This is a genomic window from Streptomyces sp. NPDC088252 (assembly GCF_044740965.1).
GTDB lineage: Bacteria > Actinomycetota > Actinomycetes > Streptomycetales > Streptomycetaceae > Streptomyces.
The window spans coordinates 102482-123574 of sequence record NZ_JBIURS010000011.1 but is presented as its reverse complement, the minus strand read 5'-3'; the positions used below and the strand labels follow the sequence as shown (position 1 = coordinate 123574).

22 protein-coding genes are annotated in these 21093 nt (G+C 67.5%); 6 read left to right on the top strand and 16 right to left on the bottom strand.

Annotated features, from left to right (window positions below):
* Positions 1–195: 195 nt before the first annotated feature.
* The 11 genes from ACIOHC_RS23370 to ACIOHC_RS23320 form a co-directional block, all read right to left on the bottom strand.
* A complete protein-coding gene (locus ACIOHC_RS23370; RefSeq protein WP_389636856.1) occupies positions 196–618 on the bottom strand; it encodes an endonuclease VII domain-containing protein in 423 nt (140 codons plus the stop codon).
* Positions 619–657: 39 nt separating this feature from the next.
* The gene (locus ACIOHC_RS23365) at positions 658–2127 is read right to left on the bottom strand and encodes a DUF3987 domain-containing protein (protein WP_365692050.1); all 1470 of its coding nucleotides are present in this window, start codon (positions 2125–2127) and stop codon (positions 658–660) included.
* A 17-nt stretch (positions 2128–2144) separates the two neighbouring features.
* On the bottom strand, positions 2145–2573 hold the full coding sequence (locus ACIOHC_RS23360) for a histone-like nucleoid-structuring protein Lsr2 (RefSeq protein ID WP_365692069.1): 429 nt from the start codon (positions 2571–2573) through the stop codon (positions 2145–2147).
* Between the two features lie 939 nt (positions 2574–3512).
* Positions 3513–4154, bottom strand: coding sequence for a class I SAM-dependent methyltransferase (locus tag ACIOHC_RS23355; protein WP_365692048.1), 642 nt, complete (start codon positions 4152–4154; stop codon positions 3513–3515).
* Between the two features lie 67 nt (positions 4155–4221).
* Complete coding sequence (locus ACIOHC_RS23350) at positions 4222–4674, bottom strand: hypothetical protein (RefSeq protein WP_365692046.1); 453 nt, start codon at positions 4672–4674, stop codon at positions 4222–4224.
* A gap of 438 nt (positions 4675–5112) precedes the next feature.
* A complete protein-coding gene (locus ACIOHC_RS23345) occupies positions 5113–5949 on the bottom strand; it encodes a Scr1 family TA system antitoxin-like transcriptional regulator (protein WP_389636857.1) in 837 nt (278 codons plus the stop codon).
* Positions 5933–6457, bottom strand: coding sequence for a DUF6879 family protein (locus tag ACIOHC_RS23340; RefSeq protein ID WP_365692043.1), 525 nt, complete (start codon positions 6455–6457; stop codon positions 5933–5935). Before ACIOHC_RS23340 ends, ACIOHC_RS23345 begins: the two co-directional genes overlap by 17 nt.
* Positions 6441–6647: a hypothetical protein gene (locus ACIOHC_RS23335; RefSeq protein WP_365692068.1), complete on the bottom strand. Its 207-nt coding sequence runs from the start codon at positions 6645–6647 to the stop codon at positions 6441–6443. The genes ACIOHC_RS23340 and ACIOHC_RS23335 overlap by 17 nt, the downstream gene beginning before the upstream one ends.
* A gap of 204 nt (positions 6648–6851) precedes the next feature.
* Positions 6852–7067, bottom strand: a complete 216-nt coding sequence (locus tag ACIOHC_RS23330; RefSeq protein ID WP_365692042.1) for a hypothetical protein — start codon at positions 7065–7067, stop codon at positions 6852–6854.
* Between the two features lie 9 nt (positions 7068–7076).
* Entirely contained in the window at positions 7077–7739 is a 663-nt protein-coding gene (leuE, locus tag ACIOHC_RS23325) for a leucine efflux protein LeuE (RefSeq protein WP_365692041.1), read from the bottom strand.
* Positions 7740–7955: 216 nt separating this feature from the next.
* Positions 7956–9536, bottom strand: coding sequence for a methylmalonyl-CoA mutase family protein (locus ACIOHC_RS23320; RefSeq protein ID WP_351074384.1), 1581 nt, complete (start codon positions 9534–9536; stop codon positions 7956–7958).
* A gap of 331 nt (positions 9537–9867) precedes the next feature.
* On the opposite strand from ACIOHC_RS23320, the gene ACIOHC_RS23315 reads away from it, so the two are divergent.
* Positions 9868–10716 carry a L,D-transpeptidase family protein gene (locus tag ACIOHC_RS23315; RefSeq protein WP_351074386.1) on the top strand — a complete coding sequence of 283 codons (849 nt, stop codon included), beginning with the start codon at positions 9868–9870 and terminating at the stop codon, positions 10714–10716.
* Positions 10717–10948: 232 nt separating this feature from the next.
* Here ACIOHC_RS23315 and ACIOHC_RS23310 read toward each other — a convergent pair whose 3' ends face one another.
* From ACIOHC_RS23310 to ACIOHC_RS23290, 5 genes are all read right to left on the bottom strand, one after another.
* The gene (locus ACIOHC_RS23310; RefSeq protein WP_401843808.1) at positions 10949–12154 is read right to left on the bottom strand and encodes a hypothetical protein; all 1206 of its coding nucleotides are present in this window, start codon (positions 12152–12154) and stop codon (positions 10949–10951) included.
* Entirely contained in the window at positions 12133–12921 is a 789-nt protein-coding gene (locus tag ACIOHC_RS23305) for an RNA polymerase sigma factor (protein WP_351074534.1), read from the bottom strand. Before ACIOHC_RS23305 ends, ACIOHC_RS23310 begins: the two co-directional genes overlap by 22 nt.
* 406 nt (positions 12922–13327) lie before the next feature.
* Positions 13328–13897 (bottom strand): hypothetical protein, encoded by a 570-nt coding sequence (locus tag ACIOHC_RS23300; RefSeq protein ID WP_401843805.1) that lies wholly within the window; start codon positions 13895–13897, stop codon positions 13328–13330.
* A gap of 141 nt (positions 13898–14038) precedes the next feature.
* Complete coding sequence (locus ACIOHC_RS23295; protein WP_401843804.1) at positions 14039–14866, bottom strand: DUF4328 domain-containing protein; 828 nt, start codon at positions 14864–14866, stop codon at positions 14039–14041.
* 143 nt (positions 14867–15009) lie between these two features.
* Positions 15010–16614, bottom strand: coding sequence for a glycoside hydrolase family 20 protein (locus ACIOHC_RS23290; protein ID WP_401843802.1), 1605 nt, complete (start codon positions 16612–16614; stop codon positions 15010–15012).
* A gap of 297 nt (positions 16615–16911) precedes the next feature.
* Here ACIOHC_RS23290 and ACIOHC_RS23285 point away from each other — a divergent pair, with 297 nt between their 5' ends.
* The 5 genes from ACIOHC_RS23285 to ACIOHC_RS23265 all read left to right on the top strand — a co-directional run bounded on the left by ACIOHC_RS23285 (position 16912) and on the right by ACIOHC_RS23265 (position 21067).
* The gene (locus tag ACIOHC_RS23285; RefSeq protein WP_389636891.1) at positions 16912–17445 is read left to right on the top strand and encodes a 2-oxo-4-hydroxy-4-carboxy-5-ureidoimidazoline decarboxylase; all 534 of its coding nucleotides are present in this window, start codon (positions 16912–16914) and stop codon (positions 17443–17445) included.
* A 217-nt stretch (positions 17446–17662) separates the two neighbouring features.
* Complete coding sequence (sdhC, locus tag ACIOHC_RS23280; RefSeq protein ID WP_072486591.1) at positions 17663–18043, top strand: succinate dehydrogenase, cytochrome b556 subunit; 381 nt, start codon at positions 17663–17665, stop codon at positions 18041–18043.
* A gap of 5 nt (positions 18044–18048) precedes the next feature.
* Positions 18049–18525, top strand: coding sequence for a succinate dehydrogenase hydrophobic membrane anchor subunit (locus ACIOHC_RS23275; protein WP_351074396.1), 477 nt, complete (start codon positions 18049–18051; stop codon positions 18523–18525).
* 29 nt (positions 18526–18554) lie between these two features.
* Positions 18555–20309 (top strand): succinate dehydrogenase flavoprotein subunit, encoded by a 1755-nt coding sequence (sdhA, locus tag ACIOHC_RS23270; protein WP_351074398.1) that lies wholly within the window; start codon positions 18555–18557, stop codon positions 20307–20309.
* The gene (locus tag ACIOHC_RS23265; RefSeq protein WP_351074400.1) at positions 20309–21067 is read left to right on the top strand and encodes a succinate dehydrogenase iron-sulfur subunit; all 759 of its coding nucleotides are present in this window, start codon (positions 20309–20311) and stop codon (positions 21065–21067) included. The genes sdhA and ACIOHC_RS23265 overlap by 1 nt, the downstream gene beginning before the upstream one ends.
* Positions 21068–21093: the final 26 nt, after the last annotated feature.

Genomic DNA, 21093 nt, shown 5'->3' with positions numbered 1-21093 from the left:
GAAAGCGGCGCAAGGTCGCCATCTTGCTAATGACCGGACCTGAGAGGGCCAGGTAGCGGAAGGTTCGGCATCGAGGGTACATAGCGAAAGGCTGCGGACCCATCTCTACAACCGAAGAACACCTGAATACAACAAAGCCCCTAGCTGGTCTCCGAAAGGGAGGCTGACTAGGGGGCCATCTGTTGTTCCAGCCTTCTACTGCCAGGGGAACTCTTCCCTCAGATATTCTGCCGCCCTCTCTGCGTTGTTTGGGTCGTCTCGCAGCATTCCCAGAGCAACATTGCACTGGTGGTGGAGAATCCCCCTGACACAGCGACCGCACGCCTTGCGTCCGGAACAGCAAGAGTGGTCGTGGTCGATGACGATTCCCGGGCGGAACTTGCCGATCGGGTCGGCGCAGATGGGGCACCTGCCACCCTGGTACTGATGTATCTCTGCGTATTCCTCGTATGAGAGTCCGTACTTGCGAACCCTTTTGGCTATCTCCTGCTGATCCTCGTTGCACTTGGTGCTGTCGCAGGTGTAGGTCCACACGGTTTCGTCTCCACTGGACACGAATCTGCGTTCGTTCTTCCCTCCACAACAGGCGCACTTGGGAGTTCCCTTGATCGTCGGCATTACCGGCTTGCACTGTTCCTTTCAATTTTCGAGGCACGTCTACCACTGAGACAGGAGATCAGCCAAGCTCTCAACCTTCAGGGCCTGCCTGGTCTCCTTGGGCTGAGAGGGCTCCTGCGTCGTCTTGGCTTCGTTGGTCACCAGGCGGAGCCTCGGACGGGCTCCACTCTCCATCACGGCACTGACAGTCCGGGCCTGGTGGCTGTGCTCCGGTGACGTCGGCCCTGTGCTCTGTGTCTGTGTGGAACCAGTGGTTCGGCTACGGACCGTTGAATGCCGACTCGACCCTCCGTGATCGGCCTGGGCTTCGGGGGCCTGGCCTGCCAGCCAGTACGTCTCTGCCCTACGCCCCCCAGAGGCAGGACCCTTGACCATGACCAATGCACCTGTGGACACCAGCTCTTGAACGTCTGCCTTGGTGACCTTGGCCGTACGCAGGAGGGCAGTTGAGGAGCAGCCAGGGTTGGAGCTGACGAACGCCAGGATGCGGCTGGGAACGTCCAGGGCGGTACGTCGTCCAGGCTGCTTGGTGTTGCTGGTCTCGTGGTCAGCCACGAGGGAAGTGGCGCACTGGACGGAGTAGCGGACGAAAGAGAACGCGACTTCCAGAACGTCAGAGGTGATGACCTCCGAGCATTCCGACGCGGCCAGCACAGCAGCAACACGCAACGTCTGTTCTGCCGTCCGCTCGATCATGACGGCCTGAGTCTCCGGCAGGGACTCACCCAGGACGCGGCCGTACCTGCGAACGATCTTCCAGAGGGGCTTTGCGTCCTCTGCCAGGCTGATAGTCCTGGGCTTGCTCCTGGCCCACGTGTACGCCTCTGACAGGGCCTCTGTGTCGATGGCGGGGAGTTCGTGTTCGTCGTCCAGCATGGGGACGGCTCGGAGCGTGATGGGCATGATCCGGTTAAGGCTTCCGCCCTGGGCCTCTGAGCCGCCAAGGGCGTACTTGGAGAACTCGGCCGGGGTGATGTGGCAGTGCAGGACTACACGGGGCTGCTCAACGGCCTTGGGCTCCTTCACGGTGCTGTTGCGGAGGGTACCCCCGTCCCATGCCTTCCGAATCGTGGTCCCGAACTTCTTGTCCTTCCTGGCCTGGAACAGGTCTTCTGACCATTCCTCAGATATCGAGAGACAACGAGTGTCCGTGCCTCCTTCACTCTCGGAGGTTGCCTCTGCCTGTTCGGACAGGCGAGAGATGATCGCTGCCCCAGAGGTGAAACCTCCCGTGGTGAACGTGTCCAGGAAACGTCCCAGAGGCTCGCTCATGACGTGTTCAGCGGCTCGGAGGGCGTTCCCCTTGCCCCTGCCCGTTCCGGCCACCAGAGCCGACCACAGGAGCACGGGACGTGCCTTGCCACGGGACGACACATGGACCGTGCCAGCAATGGCAGCAGACCACATGGACAGGGCCGCCGCGTAGATACCAACCGGGTCCGTCTCCGAATAGGGAGAGACCTCCCGGACGGCCTTACCAATGGGCCCGTACAGAGTCGGGGTCTTCATCGAACTAGGTTCCTTTCTCAGGCAGCCTGGGCAGCCTTGAAGGCTTCACGGATGCTGGCAGGGATACGGCCATGGTTGGCTACCTCGTAGCCGTTCTGACGGGCCCATGCCCGGATGGTTTCCGCCTTCACGATGGGACGGCCGATGTTGTCTCGAATAGCCACACCAACACTGTTGGTGCTATCTACAGCCGGAACGTCAGAGGTCTGAACGTCCTGACTCCTACCAGCCTCTACGTAGCTCTTAGCGATGCGAGGGAATTCCTTCCAGAGCCAACCCCGGAACTCAACGTGAGAGGCAGTGAGACGCACATCCTTTTCGTGGTGCCCTGCCCAATCCACAAAGTGGCTCTGTTCCTTGGTGCAGATGTCCTGGAAACGGGAGCGGTGCCGGGCCCACTGTGCCCGTGCCGACTGAGAGGCAGGGTCCAGCTTCCGGCCCTTCATTGCCTTACGCCCGTCAGTGATGCGCTGGCAGTAGTCCTGGAGGTCTTCATGCCGAGAGACGCGGGGAGCAGCGTCCTGGGCAGTGTCCACCACAGACACAAAGCTAGGGGCCTCAGTAAAGCCCGTCTGTGTGCTGGCCTGTACCTGCACAGACTCAGACACCACAGGAGCAGCAGTAAGGCCAGCCTCTCCCTTGGCCTCCCTCTTGGGCTCTGCCTTTGCTTCCCTCACGGCAGCGGGAGCCGCAGCACCAGCCACGCCAACACCGTGTGTGGCGCTAACCGGCATCAGCTTGTCCATGACGGCCACAAAGAGGCCCTTGTGTTCCTCGCACAGGTCCACAGCCCGAGAGCCGTCACCCAGGCTCATGCTGGCCTTAGTGACGGCCTCTGTGTCCATCCCCTTGTTGTGGCAGGCATCGCACACAGTCAGTTCCACGGGCCGCGTAACCGTCTTAGCACTGCCGTACTCCCTCACGCCTATCTAGTGGAGGCTTCACCGTACACCCCTAACTCTGTCATGACTGGGTGCGAGAGAAGGCCTGAGGCGTGATCTCAATCACAACTGATGCAGTTATGGCCCCTGAGGGCTAACCGAACTTACTGAATTAACCCATTACCCAGAGTGGTCACTTAGTTACGCAGTAGATTGGATTAGTTAGGTAAGTTCAGTTGATTCAGAGAGGTACAGGCCAGTTGTTACCGACAGTGAAAATGAATTTACTCAGAGGGTGGGGTAACCATTGTTGTCGAATTGAAAAGAGAACCGGCGGAGCGTGGCTCTCCGATAACGTACACTTCCAGGGTTTCGGAATTCTTTATAAAACCTTTGCCTTTATTGGCCTCCATTCTCATTGAGTGATTTATGTCACCTTTGGGAGGGTGGGTAAAAGAGAATCCCCCCACCCGTAAGGCAGAGGGATTGAGGCGAAGCCGGGTCTTATGCGTAGGCCCTTACTAGGAGGGTTCCTACCTCCTGCCCTTTAGGGGGAGGGATGACCTCGGCTTTGGAATTCGAGTACCCCGAAGAGGTCAGAAGGGCCGACCATTCCTCTGGGGTATAGTCCCACCTGGTTACCGCCCTGGCCTCTCTCAGAGTGCCGACCGGTTCCGAGCCGGCCGAGGGGGGCTTGTGGGAGAAGGCCAGCACCCCACCAGGGGAAATCCGCTTCCGGATCAGGGGGAGGAGCTGTTCAGGGTCCGTGAACCAGACAGGCCCGAAGACGGACAGGACCACATCGAGGGGGCCGTCTGTGCGGCTCAGGTAGTCGGTCACCTCTGCCGTATGGAAGGTGAGGCCGGGGAGGTGGCCCCATCGCGCTACGGCCTTCTCACGCTGGCTGGGGGCGATGTCCACGCCGATGCACTCGGCCCCGAGCGTGGAGAGGTGGGCAAGGTTGCATCCCGTGCCGCAGCCCAGCTCCAGAACGGTCCGGCCTTGAAGTTCTCCGAGGATCGATTCATCAGGGCCGTGGTCGGCGTACTGCGTCCAGTTCAACCACATCTTGGCCCCGGAAGCGTTGGTGTCCCTCCGTGGCGTCCGTCCCTGGGCGTACCGCTCCCAGGCGTCAACGACCTCCATACAGAACCTTTCCTCATGGCGACAACTCCCCTCGTCTCCGAGGGGAGTTGCCACAGTCCGTGCGGTGTTACTTCCCGCTGTTGGGGCTGTCCGTGCACCCGGCGTGGCACTGGGAGCAGTCGGCCGCGTCCTTCATGGTCCACAGCTCCGGGTCGATCTCGAAGCCGGAAGCCCGGATGGCCCTGACCGTGTCCCGCAGAGCGGGCGGCTCCTGCGTGCCCTCCCCGGGCAGGTGCGGAACGTGGTGGATGTAGCGTCCCGCGTGTTGGTCGCAGAACGCCATGTAGCTGATCGAGTCGAGCACGAACGAGTGGACGCCCAGGTCCACGGCCTGAGAGGGCCCCATGCGGACCTCGGGGCACTCGGCGGAGGTCACCAGGTAGGCGACGGCCTGACCGAAGATGCGCTCCGCCAGGACACGCCCCATGGCGTGATCCCGCATGATGAGTCGGACTTCCCGGTCCCACACCTGGGTGGGGATGCAGGTTCGGGGGTCTCGGACCTGTACCGCAGTTGCCATCAGTGGTTCCCTTCGCTTGTCGTGCTCGGGGGATGGAAACCCGCCCCGGCCACTCGAATGTGCCTGGGTGACCAGGGCGGGAAGCTAGGGCCTAGGAGTGCACGCGTCGCAGCTTCGCCAAAGTTCGTGCCTGCTTGTGGTGCCGGACTAAGGCGGCAAGCTGGATCAGATCCCTGTCATTGGCGGACCGCACTGATACGGCACGTGTCTGCCAGCGGAGACCAGAGGGGCGAATCAGGATCAGCATGGGGCCCCTGCGCGAGTGGACGACGCCCACCATCTGACTGGTGTTGTCGAACACCGCTGTTCCGGACTCCCACGGTGTTTCCTTTTTCGGTCCGCTTGCCATGCTGTTGCGCCTCCCGAAGCTCGTAGCGGGAAAAATGATCCCCCAATTCCGGTGTGACGTGGCGCAATATGCACGTTGTTGAATAAAGATCACCGGCGGCAGTGATCCGCCCATGCCGCTAGATGCTCTCTGGCCTGCTCGCCGAAAAGCGCGTGATCCTCGTAGGCAGTGAAGCGGCGAATCAGATCCTGCACGTCTCGACTGTCGCGGAACACGATTGCGCCTAGGTCCAGTTCGGCGGTTGCCAGGGTCTCGTCATAGACCGTGAATGTGTTCAGAGCCCCAGAGGTGAAGTGAACTCCCATAGGGATAACCCCGAGCCGGATATTCGGCTGGTGAGTGAAGGATGCAAGCCGGTCAATCTGCAAGGCCAGTTCAGCAGGTGGGATGAGCGGATACCTGACGGCCTGTTCAGTGAGAATGAACGTGAATTGTTTGGATTGATCAAACAGGACCCTTTGCCTGTCTAGCTTCATAGCGACGGCTTTGGTCTGCTGCTCCGGCGGTGCCTGGGCCAGGCTGGCACGAACGTATTCAGGGGTGGCCAGGAGCCCCGTAATCATGGATAGCAGGAAGTACCGGAACCTTGTGGATGACGCCTCAAGCCCAGCTAGCTGCAACTGTTTCTTGTCGAGTCCCTTCCTCCGGAGTGTCCTCCCGTCCTGCCATTCCGTCTGCGCAATTCGAGCTATGGCCATAACCTCAGCCGCAACGGCTGGGGATGCGTCGAGCCCCCGAAGGAGTTGTTCAACGTCCAGAAGTGATGGGTGGCCCTTGTTGCTCTCAATTCGGCTGATCTTGGATTGCGACATGTTGCAACGTGCAGCAAGCCGGACTCCTGAGAGCCCGGCTTGTTTGCGGAGATGCTTGAGCATGGCCGCGAGTTCACGCCCCGACTGGTCCAGCTCGTCAGGCTCGATGGCCACCGTTGACGTACTCCCTGAACGGTACGGATTCCGCGAGAGCGATCCGCTGGTATTCGATGTACGGTGCCGGGTCACTGTCGTACAGTTCCCGACTGACCTGTGTGCCGTCCGCCGCATAGTTCATGAGGACGACTTCCGACCGGTCGAAGAGCCAGAAATCCTGAACCCCTTCAAGGGGGTTGGGCCGGTCGGTCACGTCCAGGATGCGAATGTCATCCCCGGCCCGTGAATGTACGTCGTAGTACATGAACTCAAAGCGGAGGTAGTCCGTGAGCGGTTGCCTGACGATGTGGACTCGTCCTTTGGACTTCCCCTCCGCCTTGATCTTCCGCAGGCCCTCCGTGTAGCCAGAGGAGTAGTTCTCAGGGTCCAGCCGTTGCCCGGCTAGGAAGTCCCGGATGTCTCCGTCCTCACTCGGCACCCTGTACACGGGAAGGGTTTCGAGTCGCCACGCCTCACGCTTGAAGCCCTGAACCTTGGCTGTCCAGGCTTCACCATCCAAGAGCACGGAATGCCTCCCTCAAGGTCTCCTCGGGGATCTCAACGAGTCCTTCGCCGTCCGGCGCGGTGAATGCCTTGGATACGTCCCCTTGCACCACGAACGAGCCGGAGGCGGTCTGGTAGACATTCGGGCAGTCGTCGTTGTTGCAGTTCCCGTTCCCGTTGCCGGTCAGCCGAGTCAGTTCCTCACGAGCCATAGCCACGAACCCCCTGATGCGGGCCCCTTGTGGGCCGGTCGCCACGACAGTACGAGCGGGGCGGGTGAACCGTCTATGCAGGAACGCGACTATGCGCGTCTTTGCATAAACAGGGGCCGGGAGCACGGAGCTTGGCAACTTGAGAAGGCATCAGGTCAGCTACCGGCGACGCCAAGCCCGCGTGAAGGAACTGAACTTACTGAATCAACCCGCGCTGTCGGCGGCGTCCACCTTCACGGTGATGGGCCGACGCTTCCGCCTGCTGGGTGTGCTGACCAAGGCAGAGAACGGGGTCACCTTGGCAGGCTCTTGGGGGCTCTCCTGGGCCCTCTCGGACAGGCCCAGGGCTCGTAGCGCCTGTCGCTGCTCCTGGGGGCTCATGCGGGCGAACAGAGCCGCCGCCTGGTGGAGGTCAGACACGGCAACCCCCTACGCGCTTGCCAGGGACAGTTTGACCGCGAACCCGAGGAACAACGCCCCGGCTACAGAGGTGGCACCAGCACTGAGCGTCTTGCGTCGGCGGAAGGCCGCCGCGAGGCGGGACCCCGTGAAGATCAGCAAGCTCAGGTAGAGGAAGCTGGCGATCTGGAGCAGGGTGCCCAGCACCAGGAAGCCCAGCGCCGGGTTGGATTCCGACACGAACTGCACGAAGAACGAGATCAGGAACAGGATCGCCTTCGGGTTGAAGAGGCTCACCACCAGCGCCCGCCGGTACGGCCGCTCCATCGCGGCGGCGGCGGACTCGGGTCCGTCGCTCTCCTCGGTCAGCTCGGCCATTCGCCGGTGCCGCTCGCGCCACATGGTCACCGCGGCCCGCAGCATGCCGATCGCCAGCCAGGTCAGATAGCCCGCACCCGCGAACTTGACGACGGCGAACAGTACCGGCGTCGTCCGCAACAGCGACGAGGCCCCCAGCGCGGACAGCGTCATCAGCACGGTGTCCCCGGTCCACACCCCGGCCGCGGCCACATAGCCGGTCCGCACCCCGCGACGGGCGGCGACCGACAGCACGTACAGCGAATTGGGCCCTGGCAGAAGGACGATCAGCACCAGGCCGGCGAGATAGGTCGGAAGGTCGGTGACACCCAGCATGAGACGGAGTGTCGCACGTGGGTACGACACTCCGTCCGGGGGGTTCGGGGAAAATTCGGGTCATCCCTCGTCGCCGTCGAGGAGGTGGTCCACGGAGAGCTTCATCTCGACACCGACCACGTCGGCACGGTGAACGAGGTCCCCTGCTCGTGGGGCTCCTCGACACCCTTGTGGGGCTCCTCGACACCGTTGTGGGGCTCCTTGACGCCACGCCCCTCAGAACACGTCCGACGGCTCGTACGTCCCCCACACCCCTCGCAGCGCGTCACAGACCTCGCCCACCGTCGCCCTCGCCTTCAGCGCGGCTTTCATCGGATACAGGACGTTGTCCGTGCCCTCGGCCGCCTTCCGCAGCTCGGCCAGTGCCATGTCCACCGCGCCCTGGTCACGTTCGGCACGGAGCTTCGCCAGCCGGGCCGCCTGCTGGGCCTCGATCGCCGGGTCGACGCGCAGCGGCTCGTACGGCTCCTCCTCGTCGAGCTGGAAGCGGTTGACGCCGACCACGACGCGCTCCGCGCTGTCGGTCTCCAGGGCGATGCGGTACGCATTGCGCTCGATCTCGTTCTTCTGGAAGCCGCGCTCGATCGCGTGGACCGCGCCGCCGAGGTCCTCGACCTTGCGCATCAGGGCGACGGCCGCAGCTTCGACGTCGTCGGTCATCTTCTCGACCACGTACGAACCCGCGAACGGGTCGACGGTCGCGGTGACGTCCGTCTCGTACGCCAGGACCTGCTGGGTGCGCAGGGCCAGCCGGGCGGACTTGTCGGTGGGGAGGGCGATCGCCTCGTCGAAGGAGTTGGTGTGCAGCGACTGCGTGCCGCCGAGGACCGCGGCCAGTCCCTGCACGGCGACCCGCACCAGGTTGACCTCGGGCTGCTGGGCGGTGAGCTGGACACCCGCGGTCTGGGTGTGGAAGCGCAGCATCAGGGACTTGGGGTTCTTCGCGCCGAACTCCTCCTTCATCACCCTCGCCCAGATCCGGCGCGCGGCACGGAACTTGGCGACCTCTTCGAGGACCGTCGTGCGGGCGACGAAGAAGAACGAGAGGCGGGGAGCGAAGTCGTCGACGTCCATGCCGGCGGCGACGGCGGTACGGACGTACTCGATGCCGTCGGCGAGGGTGAACGCGATCTCCTGCGCGGGCGAGGCGCCGGCCTCCGCCATGTGGTAGCCGGAGATCGAGATGGTGTTCCACTTGGGGATCTCGGCCCGGCAGTACTTGAAGATGTCGGCGATCAGCCGGAGCGAGGGCCCCGGCGGAAAGATGTAGGTGCCCCGCGCGATGTACTCCTTGAGCACATCGTTCTGGATGGTGCCGGTGAGCTTCCCGGCCGGGACGCCCTGCTCCTCGGCGACCAGCTGGTAGAGCAGGAGGAGCAGCGCGGCCGGGGCGTTGATCGTCATGGACGTGGAGACCTTGTCCAGCGGAATGCCGCCGAACAGGACCCGCATGTCGTCGATCGAGTCGATCGCGACCCCGACCTTGCCGACCTCGCCGGACGCGATCGGCGCGTCGGAGTCGTAGCCCATCTGGGTGGGCAGGTCGAAGGCGACGGAGAGGCCCATCGTGCCGTTGGCGATCAGCTGCTTGTAGCGGGCGTTGGATTCCGTGGCCGTGCCGAACCCCGCGTACTGACGCATCGTCCACGGCCGGCCGGTGTACATCGTCGGGTAGACGCCGCGCGTGAAGGGGTAGGCACCCGGCTCTCCCAGCTTGTCGTCGGGGTTCCACCCGTCGAGTGTGTCCGGCCCGTACACCGGCTCGATGGGCAGTCCCGACTCGGACTCGCGCGTCATCTGCTGTGCCTCCCGCTGAAGCTGCTCAACAAAGCTACTTACTGGTAACCGAGGATTCCCGCGACGGACTGTAGCGGCGGGCACGAGACCGGTGGAGGGTCATGGGCTGGGACCTTGCTCACAGCCCTCCCCCACGGCCCGCGCCGCCGCTCTCCCCATCATGCGCGGGCTTCGGCAACCGGGCAGAGCGGGAATCCGTCCAACGGGACACCGGAGAGACCCGGAGAATCAGGGGGCCGAGATGTTACGCAGCACCACCGCACGCGCGTCACGGAACGGGACACCGGACAGGGTTCGAGCCAGGAACCGGCCCCGGGCGGGGACCACGGCCATGGTGGGGCTCGCCGTTCTCGCCATGACAGCCGCGACCGCCGCCACCGCCGGCTGCGAGGCGCGGCCCGCCGACGGCGCGTCGACGGCCCCGTCGTCGCCCCGGGCGACGGCGACCGACGACGCCAAACCCGCGGCGCGGCAGTCGCCCTCCCCGGACGCGTCGTCACCGTCCCCGCGGACCGGGGCGACTCCGACGCCCACGCCGGAGCCACAGGGCACGACGCTGATGGCGAGCGGCTCCCGCGGCGAGCAGGTGCGGGAACTCCAGGCCCGGCTGCGGCAGATCGGCCACTTCGACCGCTCCCCCACCGGTTACTACGGCACGCTCACGGCCGCCGCCGTCCGGTCCTTCCAGGGGAAGCGCGGCCTCTCCCGCACGGGCCGGACGGACACCGTCACCTGGCAGAAGCTGCTCGGCATGACGCACGAGCCGACGGCCGCCGAGCTGAATCCGCCGACCACCGTGCCCGTCGCCGAGCCGGACAAGCGGTGCATGACGGGCCGGGTGCTCTGCATCAGCAAGAACAGCCGGACGCTGTCGTGGATGATCGACGGACGCGTCGTCTCGTCGATGGACGTCCGCTTCGGCTCCCAGTACACACCGACCCGCGAGGGCACCTTCTCCGTCTACTGGAAGTCACGGCACCACGTCTCGACGCTGTATCACACGGCCATGCCGTACGCGATGTTCTTCAGCGGCGGCCAGGCGGTCCACTACTCGGCGGACTTCGCGGCCCACGGCTACAGCGGCGCCTCGCACGGCTGCGTCAACGTCCGGGACGAGGGCAGGATCGCCTCGCTCTTCGCCCAGGTGAAAACGGGCGACAAGGTCGTCGTCTCCGGATAGTCCGGCGGGGCGGCGCCGTCACGCGGACCGGCGGACCGACAGGTGAGGAGGCGCGGACGGGACCGGGGGAACGTGTCCCGCCCGCGCCTATGCGCTGAGCCGTAGGTACGGGGGGAACCCCGGCTCTGTGCGCTGCCGATGACCAGTCGGCTCAATCTGTACTGCGTCATGGCCTCGAAAAACGTCACACCCCGTGGTGGACGGCGAAACGAGGAACCCGCGCGTGGTGTCCTCAGCCGGGTGAACCGGTGCCGTCGTCGGCCGCCGGCGGGGCGACCGGGTCCGAGGCGGAGGGCGACGGCGACGGGGCGGTCGTGAACCCGATCGCCGGGAGCGTGGCGGCACTCTCCCCGTCCCCGTCCCCGTTCGCGTCGCCGTCCTCGCCCTGCTCGTCACTGTTGCCGTTGCCGTTGTTGCTGCCGTTCCCGTTGCCGTTCCCGTTGCCGTTGCCGTTGTCGTTGCCGGAGTTGCTCTGGCCCTTCGTGTCCCTGGCGATCACACGGTCGCAGAACCGGTCCAGGTTGCGCGCACCCTTCGCCAGCGCTTCGAGATACCGCTTGCGGTCCTCGTCCAGATGGCCGCTGCGGTAGTCGCGGCAGGCCTTGAGCGCCGTGGCGTACCAGGCGCCCGAGGAGCCGTTGCCCCACCCCTCGGACTGCTTGCCGTTCTCGGCGCTGTTCGAGGATCCGCGGCCGGCGCCCTCGGACTTCCCGCTGTCGTCGCCCCCGCGTTCCTCGCCCTTGCCCGTCCTGTTGTCGTCCCGGTCCCCGGCGGAGGCGGAGGGATTCCCCGGACGAGCGGAGTGCTCCGCCTCCGGTGAGGCGGGCGGCCGTGCGGGCCCGCTCTCGTCGGTGGTGGGCCCCGATCCGAGCTCCTTCGGCGTCGCGGCGGACGAGACGGAGGTCGCCGGTACGGGGGCGTGCCCGCCGAACGGGCCGGGGAGCATCCCGGTGCCCGCGGCCACGGCCACGCCGCCGAGCGCGAAGCCCGCGAAGGAGGCGGCCAGACCGAAGCGGACGGGGCGGCTCCAGCGCAGGGCGCGGTCATGGGCGGGGTGCGCGGCCGAGGAGGTGGTGCCCGCTGCGGCGCCACCGGAGGCGGGCCGGATGCGCACCGTTTCGAGTACGTCGGCGCGGCCGGGCTCACCCGTCCGCTCGACGCACCCCTTCACCTGCGGGTCCGCCGCCCCTGTCCGCGCGTGCGCGGGACGTGCCGTGGCGCGGAAGGCGGCCAGCGCCGCGGCCTCGCCCCGCAGTTCACCGGTGGCGGGGCGAGCGGCCCGTGCGGCGGCGCCCAACGCTGCCGCGAGCCTCTCCGCCTCCGTACACCCGTGACCGACGACCGGATCGACCGGTTCACCGCGGAGCAATTTCTCCGCCGCGCCCTTGTCAAGCCATTCGTACCTCTCGTCGGCCATCACATGTCCCTCTGCGTCCATGGACGCGAATGCGTCACACCGGCCGGCGCCGCCGGACCGCTGGGTGCGGGGCGCGGGGCGGGCACGGCGCCGAGTTCCGCCGAGCGAACCGCCGCGCTCCCGTCGGAGGCGGATCGATCCGCCGGATCGCCCGCGGGCGCACGGTCCCCGGCGGCGCCCGCACCGCCGTCGGCACCTTCGCCGACCCCGCCGGGGCGTCCGTCGGCGTCGTCCGCGCCGTCCGTGCGCAGCAGCTCGGCCAGCCGCTTGAGGCCCCGGTGCGCCGCGGTGCGTACCGCTCCCGGCCGCTTGCCCAGTGTCCGGGCCGCGCTCTTCGCGTCCAGGCCGACGACCACCCGCAGCACCACGGCCTCGGCCTGGTCCTGCGGGAGCCGGGCTATGAGCGACATCGTGCGGCCGGTGGCCAGGGCCTCCATCGCCTCGTCGGCGGTGTCGGAATCGGCCGGCCTCTCGGCCAGTTCGGACTCGTCACCGCCGGTCGCGGGACGCCTGCCGCGCATCCGCAGGTGGTCCAGGGCGCGGTTACGGGCTATCCGCGCCGCCCAGCCGCGGAAGCGGTCGGCGTCGCCGCTGAACCGGTCGAGGTCGCGCGCTATCTGCAGCCACGACTCGGACGCCACGTCCTCGGCGTCCGGATCCCCCACCAGTGTCCGTATGTAGCCCAGCAGCCGTGGCTGCACAGCGCGGTACACAGTACGGAAGGCGTCTTCGTCCCCGTCCTGTGCCGCGAGCACCGCGGCAGTGAGCTCCGCGTCGTCCCCCAGCACTCCCTCAACCTGCCCTGCTGTCCCGAATCGCAGCTGGTCATCACTGCCGCGCCACCCTGCGCGACTCAGCACGCTACGTCCTTCGCGGGGGCCACGTCCATGACTTGTACAACCCGCAACATCCCTCCGACGCGGTGCGGTGTGACAGAAAACGCAGCGACGGCGCTGAGAGGAGTACGGGGTCGTCCTACGGCCCCGCGGAAGACGACCGGGGCCTCTCCTGTGGGGGGTGGCGGCCCCGGTCGTCCTCGTTCCCCCTCGATTCTCTCCGCCCGGCCGGTCCGGGATCCCGCCCGGCACCGCTCCCCCGCCGACCGGCTCGACCGCGCCGGGGCCGGCCCCGGCTCCCGAGCGACACACGGCCGCCGGACGGCCCCGTCGCCTGGGGCGATCCGAACGAGAGGCACTAACCCCGCCCGCGTGCCCGGCGCGAAACCGCCGCCCGCAGCACCCGCTGCCCCTCCGCCGATGTGTCGAGCACCCGGCGCAGCCCGGCGCCCGCCCCCGTCGCACCGGCGTTCTCCGCCAGCAGTTCCAGGATCCGGGTCTGCCGCCACACCTCTCCGGCCAGCAGCGGACCGGCCCCCTCCGCATCGCCCTCGCGGCAGCCCCGCACCGCCCCGGCCCCGGCGGACGGCGTCGTGTCCTGTCCGAGGTGGACCTCCAGGGCCAGCAGCGAACAGGCGTCCGCCCACTCCCGCAGCCCCGGCTCCGCCCGGTCCGCGGGCGCGTCGCCCAGCAGCTTCCGGATCTGCGGCGCCGCCCCTTCCGCATCGGCCGCGGCGTCCAGCGCCGCACGGGCCTTTGCCAGGCGTACGGGCCAGAGCGAGCCGTCCACGCAGCCCGCCCAGAGCGGACGCAGCGGATCCGGATCGGCCCCTTCGGCAGGCTGCGGCAGACATCGGTCGAGGCAGGCGACCGCGCTCGTGGCGAGCCCCCGCTCATCGGCGGCGGCGGTCAGTTCCAGCAGGCTCATCGGCGTCTCCCGTCGGCACTCCCCGTGCGTGCACGCACGGGGACGCGGCGTTTCCTGTTACCGCGTTCAGCGCCAACTGGCTCAAAATCGTCACCACTGCGGCCGAATAGCATCGCTCGACGGGCACGCCCCCGGCTGACTTCAGTGGGCCCGCCCCGGCGCGGGCCGCACGGTGGGCGGATACACGCCGAGGGCCGCCCGCTCCCCCTGCATCCGGGTCAGCTTGCGCACGAAGAGAACGGCGAACACCGCGGCCACGAGGTCGAGGGCGTCGGTCGCCATCAACAGGCCCGCCGCGTCGATGATTTCCTGTGGCTCCTCGGCCTTCCAGTACTGCTGGGACGTGTACCGGGAGGCGATCAGCGAGCAGGCCCACGCGCCCCACCAAAGGTTCATCACGGTGGCCGGGACAGTGCTCCGGCCGCCGTCGGGGTCGGTCCGGGCGCTCGCGGTCCAGATGCCGCCGGCGATCCGGCGCGGGAGCACCAGGTTGGCGAACGGGATGAACCAGGCACCGACGGCCCAGCCGGGCCCCATCGGCTGCGCGCCGGGGTCGAACACCTCGGCGTTGAGCCGCACCCGCCGGAACCAGATGATGAAGACGACCGCGGTGGCCAGGGTCATGAGGAGCTGCAGCGCGCCCGCGCCGGCGTACAGGTCGTCCGCGAGAGTCGCCTCCGCCTCGTCGTACGTGGCGAAGCCGTTGTCCAGCCCGTCCCCGAGCACACGGCGGACGTTCAGCCCCGCCGCCACGGCGAACAGATCCGCCACGGCGACGGCGGCCAGCAGAACGACGACGGCCTTCGCGAGCCCGTTCGGCGAGCGCAGGTACTGCTGCGGGGCGACGAAGGCCGGGACCGGCGGCATCGGGGCCGGTGGCACCGGGGGCGGCCCGGCCGGACCGGCGCAGAGCAGACAGCGCCCGCCCTCGGTGACCGGCGGTCTGAGACGGCAGGTGGAGCACAGCATGATGGTGGAACCCCCCAGGATTCTCGGTTCGGGCGCAGGGAGACGCGCACCCCCTTCCCCCGGGGCGCGCGGCCTGCGAACGTATCCCCGGCCCACCACGCTGTCCACAGGTAATGCGGCCCGCCCCGCTCAGCGCGCCCCGCTCAGCCCGTCTTGTCGATCCGTGCGGCCAGCGCCCGGAACCGATCCCAGCTCAGCGTCGGCCTGCCCGGGTCCCACAGCTTCTGGGCCGTCGCCCGCAGCGGCAGCCGGATGCCCTGCGCCACCTGCGCCGCGGTCTGCGCCTGCGGGAGGTCGCCCCAGACCGCGAACCGGCCGCCGAGGATCTGGCCGGAGTATCGCGCCGGGACCGGCCGGGTGCCGCGCAGGACGAGCGGGGTCCACTGCTCGTAGATCCGCTTGCCCGTGGGATAGACGAAGTTGTTGGGCTGGCCGAGTACGTAATAGAGGAACTCGTCGTTGAGGTTGACCACTCTCCGTCCCTCCCTCAGATACTCCTCCGGCGGCCGGGCTCCGTACTCCTTGCCCGTCCAGTACTCGACCTCGATGTCCTTGTCGGCGTGGACGACGCCGTCGCGGAAGAAGCCGTCGTTCCACGCCTTGGGCTGCTTGCCGTGCGGGCGCACCACTGCCGCGCGGTCGTTGAGCCAGCCGGTGGCGAGGTCCTTGATACCGGCCTGCGGTCCGTACTTCTGCTGGGCGGCGCGTTGCAGCTGCGGGTACGAGGCGGCCGGGTCCCGCGCCATGAGAGCGAGGTACTCGTCGGCGCCGAGGTGCCAGTACCGGCCGCCGAACAGCTCGGTGAACTCGCCGAGGAGCTCGTCGATGAGCTTCGCCGCCCCCGGGTTCGAGATGTCGAGCGATCCGGGCGAGCGCACGCCCGAGACATTGCGCAGCTGGAGGTCGGGGTGGGCCCGCAGCACCGCGCCCAGATGGCCCGGGGAGTCGATCTCGGGGACGACCTGGATGTGCAGCCGGTCCGCGAGCCCGAGGATCTGCCGCACCTCCGCCTTGGTCAGGTGCTCCGGCGACACCACTTCGGGGTGGGTGTCGGACTGGATGCGGAACGCCTGGTCGTCGGAGAAGTGCAGGCCGAGCTGGTTGAGCTTGAGGTCGGCCATCTCGCGGAGCCGGTCCTCGATCCAGGCGACGCTGTAGTACTTGCGCGCGATGTCGAGGTTGAGGCCGCGCTGCGGCCGGTCGGGACGGTCGCGCACCTCGCCCTCGGGCATGCTGCCGTCGGCGCGCACCGACTGTTTCAGGGTGCGGGTTCCGTAGAAGACACCGGCCTGGTCGGGTCCGCTGATCGTGACCCGTCCGTCATGGGTCCTCAGGGTGTACGACTCGGGGGTGCCCCGGCCCGTGGTGAGTGCCAGCTCCACGTCACCGGCGCGGGCGGGCACGCTGCCCCGGTAGTGGATCTTCAGCTCCTGGGCGAGCAGCTGCCCCTCGTCCGCCAGCGTTCCGCTGCCGGCGGCGACGACGACCCCGGCGGCGGGGCCGGGCCGCCAGCCGGGGCCGCGGGCGGCGATGTGCTCGCGGACGGCGGGGATGGTGCGGGGCGGTGTCGAGAGCGGGTAGCTCCGGGTCGGCGAGGGGGCGGCCGGGGAGCCGGAGGGGGTACGGGCCCCCGACTGCCCCGCGAGGCCGCCGCCGGAGCCTTCCGGCCAGACGACGACGGCGATCGTCGCGGCGGCCGCCGCGGTGAGGGCCGCGCCGGCCACGAGAGTGCCGCGTGAGGGCGACATCGGTAAGAAACCTCCGGTACTGGTGGGAAACAGGGCAGAAGCAGCGATACAGCCGGGCATTGTCCTCGGGAGAGGATCCCTCAAGCGTTCCGGAACTCTCCCGTCCGGGTGAAATTCGCGCATCCGTCGGACGACCGTTGCCCGGCCTCGCTAGCTTTGAGGCACATCCGTCTCTCCCTTCACCCTGTATCCGCCTGGTCTCACCCGTCCCGCCGCACCCAGGTTCACAGATGTCGTTGATTCGAGGAGCCCACGCTGTCCAGGTCCAGCGAGTCCCACGCCGGCCTCCCGAAGCGACTGCGCCGACCGGCCGTACCCGTCCAGGAACCGGCGCCGCGCAACTCCGGTCACATCCGGGCCGGGGCCCGTGACCCCGGCCTCGACCGCTTCAACACCGCGCCGTCCGCCGAGGCCGAGGCCGTGCTGCTGGAGTGCTTCGGAAGCCGCCGCTGGGCGCAGCGGCTGACCGCCCACCGCCCGTACCCCGACATCGACGCGCTGCTCGCCGCCGCCGACGAGGCGGGCTACGACCTGCCCCCCGAGGACCTCGCCGAGGCGCTCGCCGCCGAGGTCTCCCCCGGGCTGCACGACACCGCGCCGCACTCCGCCCATCTCGCGCTGCGGGCCGCGCACGCCGCGTACGAGTGCCGCTTCGGCCATGTCTTCGTGATCTGCCTGGACGCGTTCGAGCCCGCCGAACAGCCGGACCAGGTGCTCGCCGGAATCCGGGCCAGGCTGGGTCACGACCCCGACCAGGAGCGGGTGGTGACCGCGGAGGAGATGCGGCGACTCGCCCGGGGCCGCATCATCGGTCTGATATCGGGTTCATAACGGAATGGGCCGTTCGGTAGCGCCGAACAGCCCGTTCCAGCTCGCTTCTAGCCCGTCCGTGCCTGTTTGATTGCCACTTTGATCACACCAGAGGCCCCCGCGCGAACGAACCGACAAAGCGTCGCTACGATGGCCGGGGCCGGTGGACCGTACCCGGCCGGGTCAGACCGACAGTCAAGCCGGCCGGCCCCAATCCCCGCTCCCGGAGGGTTCTTCCGTGCCGGCTGGAACGCTGTACCGCGGCCGGGAAGGCATGTGGTCCTGGGTGGCTCATCGAGTCACCGGTGTCCTCATTTTCTTCTTCCTGTTCGTACACGTCCTGGACACCGCTCTCGTCCGCGTCTCCCCCGAGGCCTATGACGACGTCGTGGCCACGTACAAGACGCCGATCGTCGCGCTCCTCGAATACGGCCTGGTGGCCGCCATTCTCTTCCACGCGCTGAACGGTCTCCGCATCGTCGCCGTGGACTTCTGGGCCAAGGGCCCGCGCTACCAGAAGCAGATGCTCTGGTCCGTCGTGGGGATCTGGGTCGTGCTCATGGTCGGGGCCCTGTACCCCGTCCTCGGCCACGCCGTACGCGAAGTCTTCGGGAGCTGAGGCCAATGTCCACCGAGTCCTCCGCCGCGATCGGTTCCGTCGAGGGCGTCAGCCTCTACGACGTCGACCACCCGGCCCCGGTCATCGAGCCGCCGCGCAAGCGGACCGGCAAGACCCCCAAGGCTTCGCGCACCAACTTCGAGATGTACGCCTGGCTCTTCATGCGCCTGTCGGGCATCGTCCTGGTCGTCCTGGTCATCGGCCACCTGCTGATCCAGCTGGTGCTGGACGGCGGCGTCTCCAAGATCGGCTTCGCCTTCGTGGCGGGCCGCTGGGCCTCGCCGTTCTGGCAGCTCTGGGACCTGGCGATGCTGTGGCTGGCCATGCTGCACGGCGCCAACGGCCTCCGTACGGTCATCAACGACTACGCCGAGCGGGAGAACACCCGCTTCTGGCTGAAGATGCTGCTGTACACCGCCACGGTGTTCACCGTCCTGCTGGGCACGCTGGTGATCTTCACCTTCGACCCGAACATCCGCTAGGCGCCGGGCCAGAGGGACCAGAGGAAATCATGCAGATCCACAAGTACGACACCGTCATCGTCGGCGCCGGCGGCGCCGGTATGCGCGCGGCGATCGAGTCCACCAAGCGCAGCCGTACCGCCGTGCTCACGAAGCTGTACCCGACCCGCTCCCACACGGGCGCCGCGCAGGGCGGCATGGCCGCCGCGCTCGCCAATGTGGAGGAGGACAACTGGGAGTGGCACACCTTCGACACGATCAAGGGCGGCGACTACCTGGTCGACCAGGACGCCGCCGAGATCCTGGCGAAGGAGGCCATCGACTCCGTTCTCGACCTGGAGAAGATGGGCCTGCCGTTCAACCGCACGCCCGAGGGCCGTATCGACCAGCGTCGTTTCGGCGGCCACAGCCGTAACCACGGCGAGGCCCCGGTCCGCCGGTCCTGCTACGCCTCGGACCGCACCGGCCACATGATCCTCCAGACGCTGTACCAGAACTGCGTCAAGGAGGGCGTGGAGTTCTTCAACGAGTTCTACGTCCTGGACCTCCTGCTCCAGGAGGTCGACGGAGTCAAGAAGTCGGCGGGCGTCGTCGCGTACGAGCTGGCCACCGGCGAGATCCACGTCTTCCAGGCGAAGTCGATCATCTTCGCCTCCGGCGGCACCGGCAAGTTCTTCAAGGTGACGTCGAACGCGCACACCCTGACCGGTGACGGCCAGGCCGCCGCCTGGCGCCGCGGCCTGCCGCTGGAGGACATGGAGTTCTTCCAGTTCCACCCGACGGGCATCTGGCGCATGGGCATCCTGCTGACGGAGGGCGCCCGCGGTGAGGGCGGCATCCTCCGCAACAAGGACGGCGAGCGCTTCATGGAGAAGTACGCGCCCGTCATGAAGGACCTCGCGTCCCGTGACGTCGTGTCCCGCTCCATCTACACGGAGATCCGTGAGGGCCGCGGCTGCGGTCCCGAGGGCGACCACGTCTACCTCGACCTCACGCACCTGCCGCCGGAGCAGCTCGACGCCAAGCTCCCGGACATCACCGAGTTCGCGCGCACGTACCTCGGCATCGAGCCCTACACGGACCCGATCCCGATCCAGCCGACCGCGCACTACGCCATGGGCGGCATCCCGACCAACGTCGAGGGCGAGGTGCTGGCCGACAACACCACCGTCGTCCCGGGCCTGTACGCCGCCGGCGAGGTCGCGTGCGTCTCCGTGCACGGCGCCAACCGCCTGGGCACCAACTCGCTGCTCGACATCAACGTCTTCGGACGTCGCGCCGGCATCGGTGCCGCCGAGTACTCCGCGAAGCACGACTTCGTCGAGCTTCCCGAGAACCCGGCGCAGCTGGTCGAGGAGCAGATCGAGCGGCTGCGCAACTCGACGGGCAACGAACGGGTCGCCGCGATCCGCCTGGAGCTGCAGGAGTGCATGGACGCCAATGTGATGGTGTTCCGCACCGAGCAGACCATCAAGACGGCCGTCGACAAGATCGCCGAGCTGCGCAGGCGCTACCTCGACGTGTCCATCCAGGACAAGGGCAAGCGGTTCAACACGGACCTTCTGGAGGCCGTCGAGCTGGGCAACCTGCTCGACCTGGCCGAGGTCATGGCGACCTCCGCGCTGGCCCGCAAGGAGTCCCGCGGCGGTCACTACCGCGAGGACTACCCGAACCGCGACGACGTCAACTTCATGCGCCACACCATGGCGTACCGCGAGGTCTCGGCCGACGGCACCGAGTCGATCCGGCTCGACTACAAGCCGGTCGTCCAGACCCGCTACCAGCCGATGGAGCGTAAGTACTGATGGCAACCCCGACTCTGGACAAGGTCGAGGCGCAGTCCGCCGCCTCGCCGTACATCACGGCCACCTTCCGGATCCGCCGCTTCAACCCCGAGGTCTCCGACGAGGCCCAGTGGCAGGACTTCCAGATCGAGATCGACCCGAAGGAGCGTGTGCTCGACGCCCTTCACAAGATCAAGTGGGACATCGACGGCACGCTGACGTTCCGCCGCTCCTGCGCGCACGGCATCTGCGGCTCCGACGCGATGCGGATCAACGGCAAGAACAGGCTCGCCTGCAAGACGCTGATCAAGGACATCAACCCGGAGAAGCCGATCACGGTCGAGGCCATCAAGGGCCTCACGGTCCTCAAGGACCTCGTGGTCGACATGGACCCGTTCTTCCAGGCGTACCGCGACGTCATGCCCTTCCTCATCACCAAGGGGAACGAGCCGACCCGCGAGCGTCTGCAGTCCGCCGAGGACCGCGAGCGCTTCGACGACACCACCAAGTGCATCCTGTGCGCCGCGTGCACGTCCTCGTGCCCGGTGTTCTGGAACGACGGCCAGTACTTCGGCCCGGCGGCCATCGTCAACGCGCACCGTTTCATCTTCGACTCGCGCGACGAGGGCGGCGAGCAGCGCCTGGAGATCCTCAACGACCGTGACGGTGTGTGGCGTTGCCGCACCACCTTCAACTGCACGGACGCCTGCCCGCGTGGCATCGAGGTCACCAAGGCGATCCAGGAGGTCAAGCGCGCGCTGATCACGCGTCGCTTCTGACCGCCACCGGCACACCGGTCGCATCC

Coding starts and splice junctions, on each gene's coding strand:
- ACIOHC_RS23315 (WP_351074386.1), top strand. CDS start 9,868: ATGGTGGGGCTCGCCGTTCTCGCCATGACAGCCGCGACCGCCGCCACC.
- ACIOHC_RS23335 (WP_365692068.1), bottom strand. CDS start 6,647: ATGGCTCGTGAGGAACTGACTCGGCTGACCGGCAACGGGAACGGGAAC.
- leuE (WP_365692041.1), bottom strand. CDS start 7,739: ATGCTGGGTGTCACCGACCTTCCGACCTATCTCGCCGGCCTGGTGCTG.
- ACIOHC_RS23275 (WP_351074396.1), top strand. CDS start 18,049: ATGTCCACCGAGTCCTCCGCCGCGATCGGTTCCGTCGAGGGCGTCAGC.
- ACIOHC_RS23310 (WP_401843808.1), bottom strand. CDS start 12,154: ATGGACGCAGAGGGACATGTGATGGCCGACGAGAGGTACGAATGGCTT.
- ACIOHC_RS23320 (WP_351074384.1), bottom strand. CDS start 9,536: ATGACGCGCGAGTCCGAGTCGGGACTGCCCATCGAGCCGGTGTACGGG.
- ACIOHC_RS23290 (WP_401843802.1), bottom strand. CDS start 16,614: ATGTCGCCCTCACGCGGCACTCTCGTGGCCGGCGCGGCCCTCACCGCG.
- ACIOHC_RS23355 (WP_365692048.1), bottom strand. CDS start 4,154: ATGGAGGTCGTTGACGCCTGGGAGCGGTACGCCCAGGGACGGACGCCA.
- ACIOHC_RS23295 (WP_401843804.1), bottom strand. CDS start 14,866: ATGCTGTGCTCCACCTGCCGTCTCAGACCGCCGGTCACCGAGGGCGGG.
- ACIOHC_RS23350 (WP_365692046.1), bottom strand. CDS start 4,674: ATGGCAACTGCGGTACAGGTCCGAGACCCCCGAACCTGCATCCCCACC.
- ACIOHC_RS23370 (WP_389636856.1), bottom strand. CDS start 618: ATGCCGACGATCAAGGGAACTCCCAAGTGCGCCTGTTGTGGAGGGAAG.
- ACIOHC_RS23365 (WP_365692050.1), bottom strand. CDS start 2,127: ATGAAGACCCCGACTCTGTACGGGCCCATTGGTAAGGCCGTCCGGGAG.
- ACIOHC_RS23265 (WP_351074400.1), top strand. CDS start 20,309: ATGGCAACCCCGACTCTGGACAAGGTCGAGGCGCAGTCCGCCGCCTCG.
- sdhA (WP_351074398.1), top strand. CDS start 18,555: ATGCAGATCCACAAGTACGACACCGTCATCGTCGGCGCCGGCGGCGCC.
- ACIOHC_RS23300 (WP_401843805.1), bottom strand. CDS start 13,897: ATGAGCCTGCTGGAACTGACCGCCGCCGCCGATGAGCGGGGGCTCGCC.
- ACIOHC_RS23360 (WP_365692069.1), bottom strand. CDS start 2,573: ATGAAGGGCCGGAAGCTGGACCCTGCCTCTCAGTCGGCACGGGCACAG.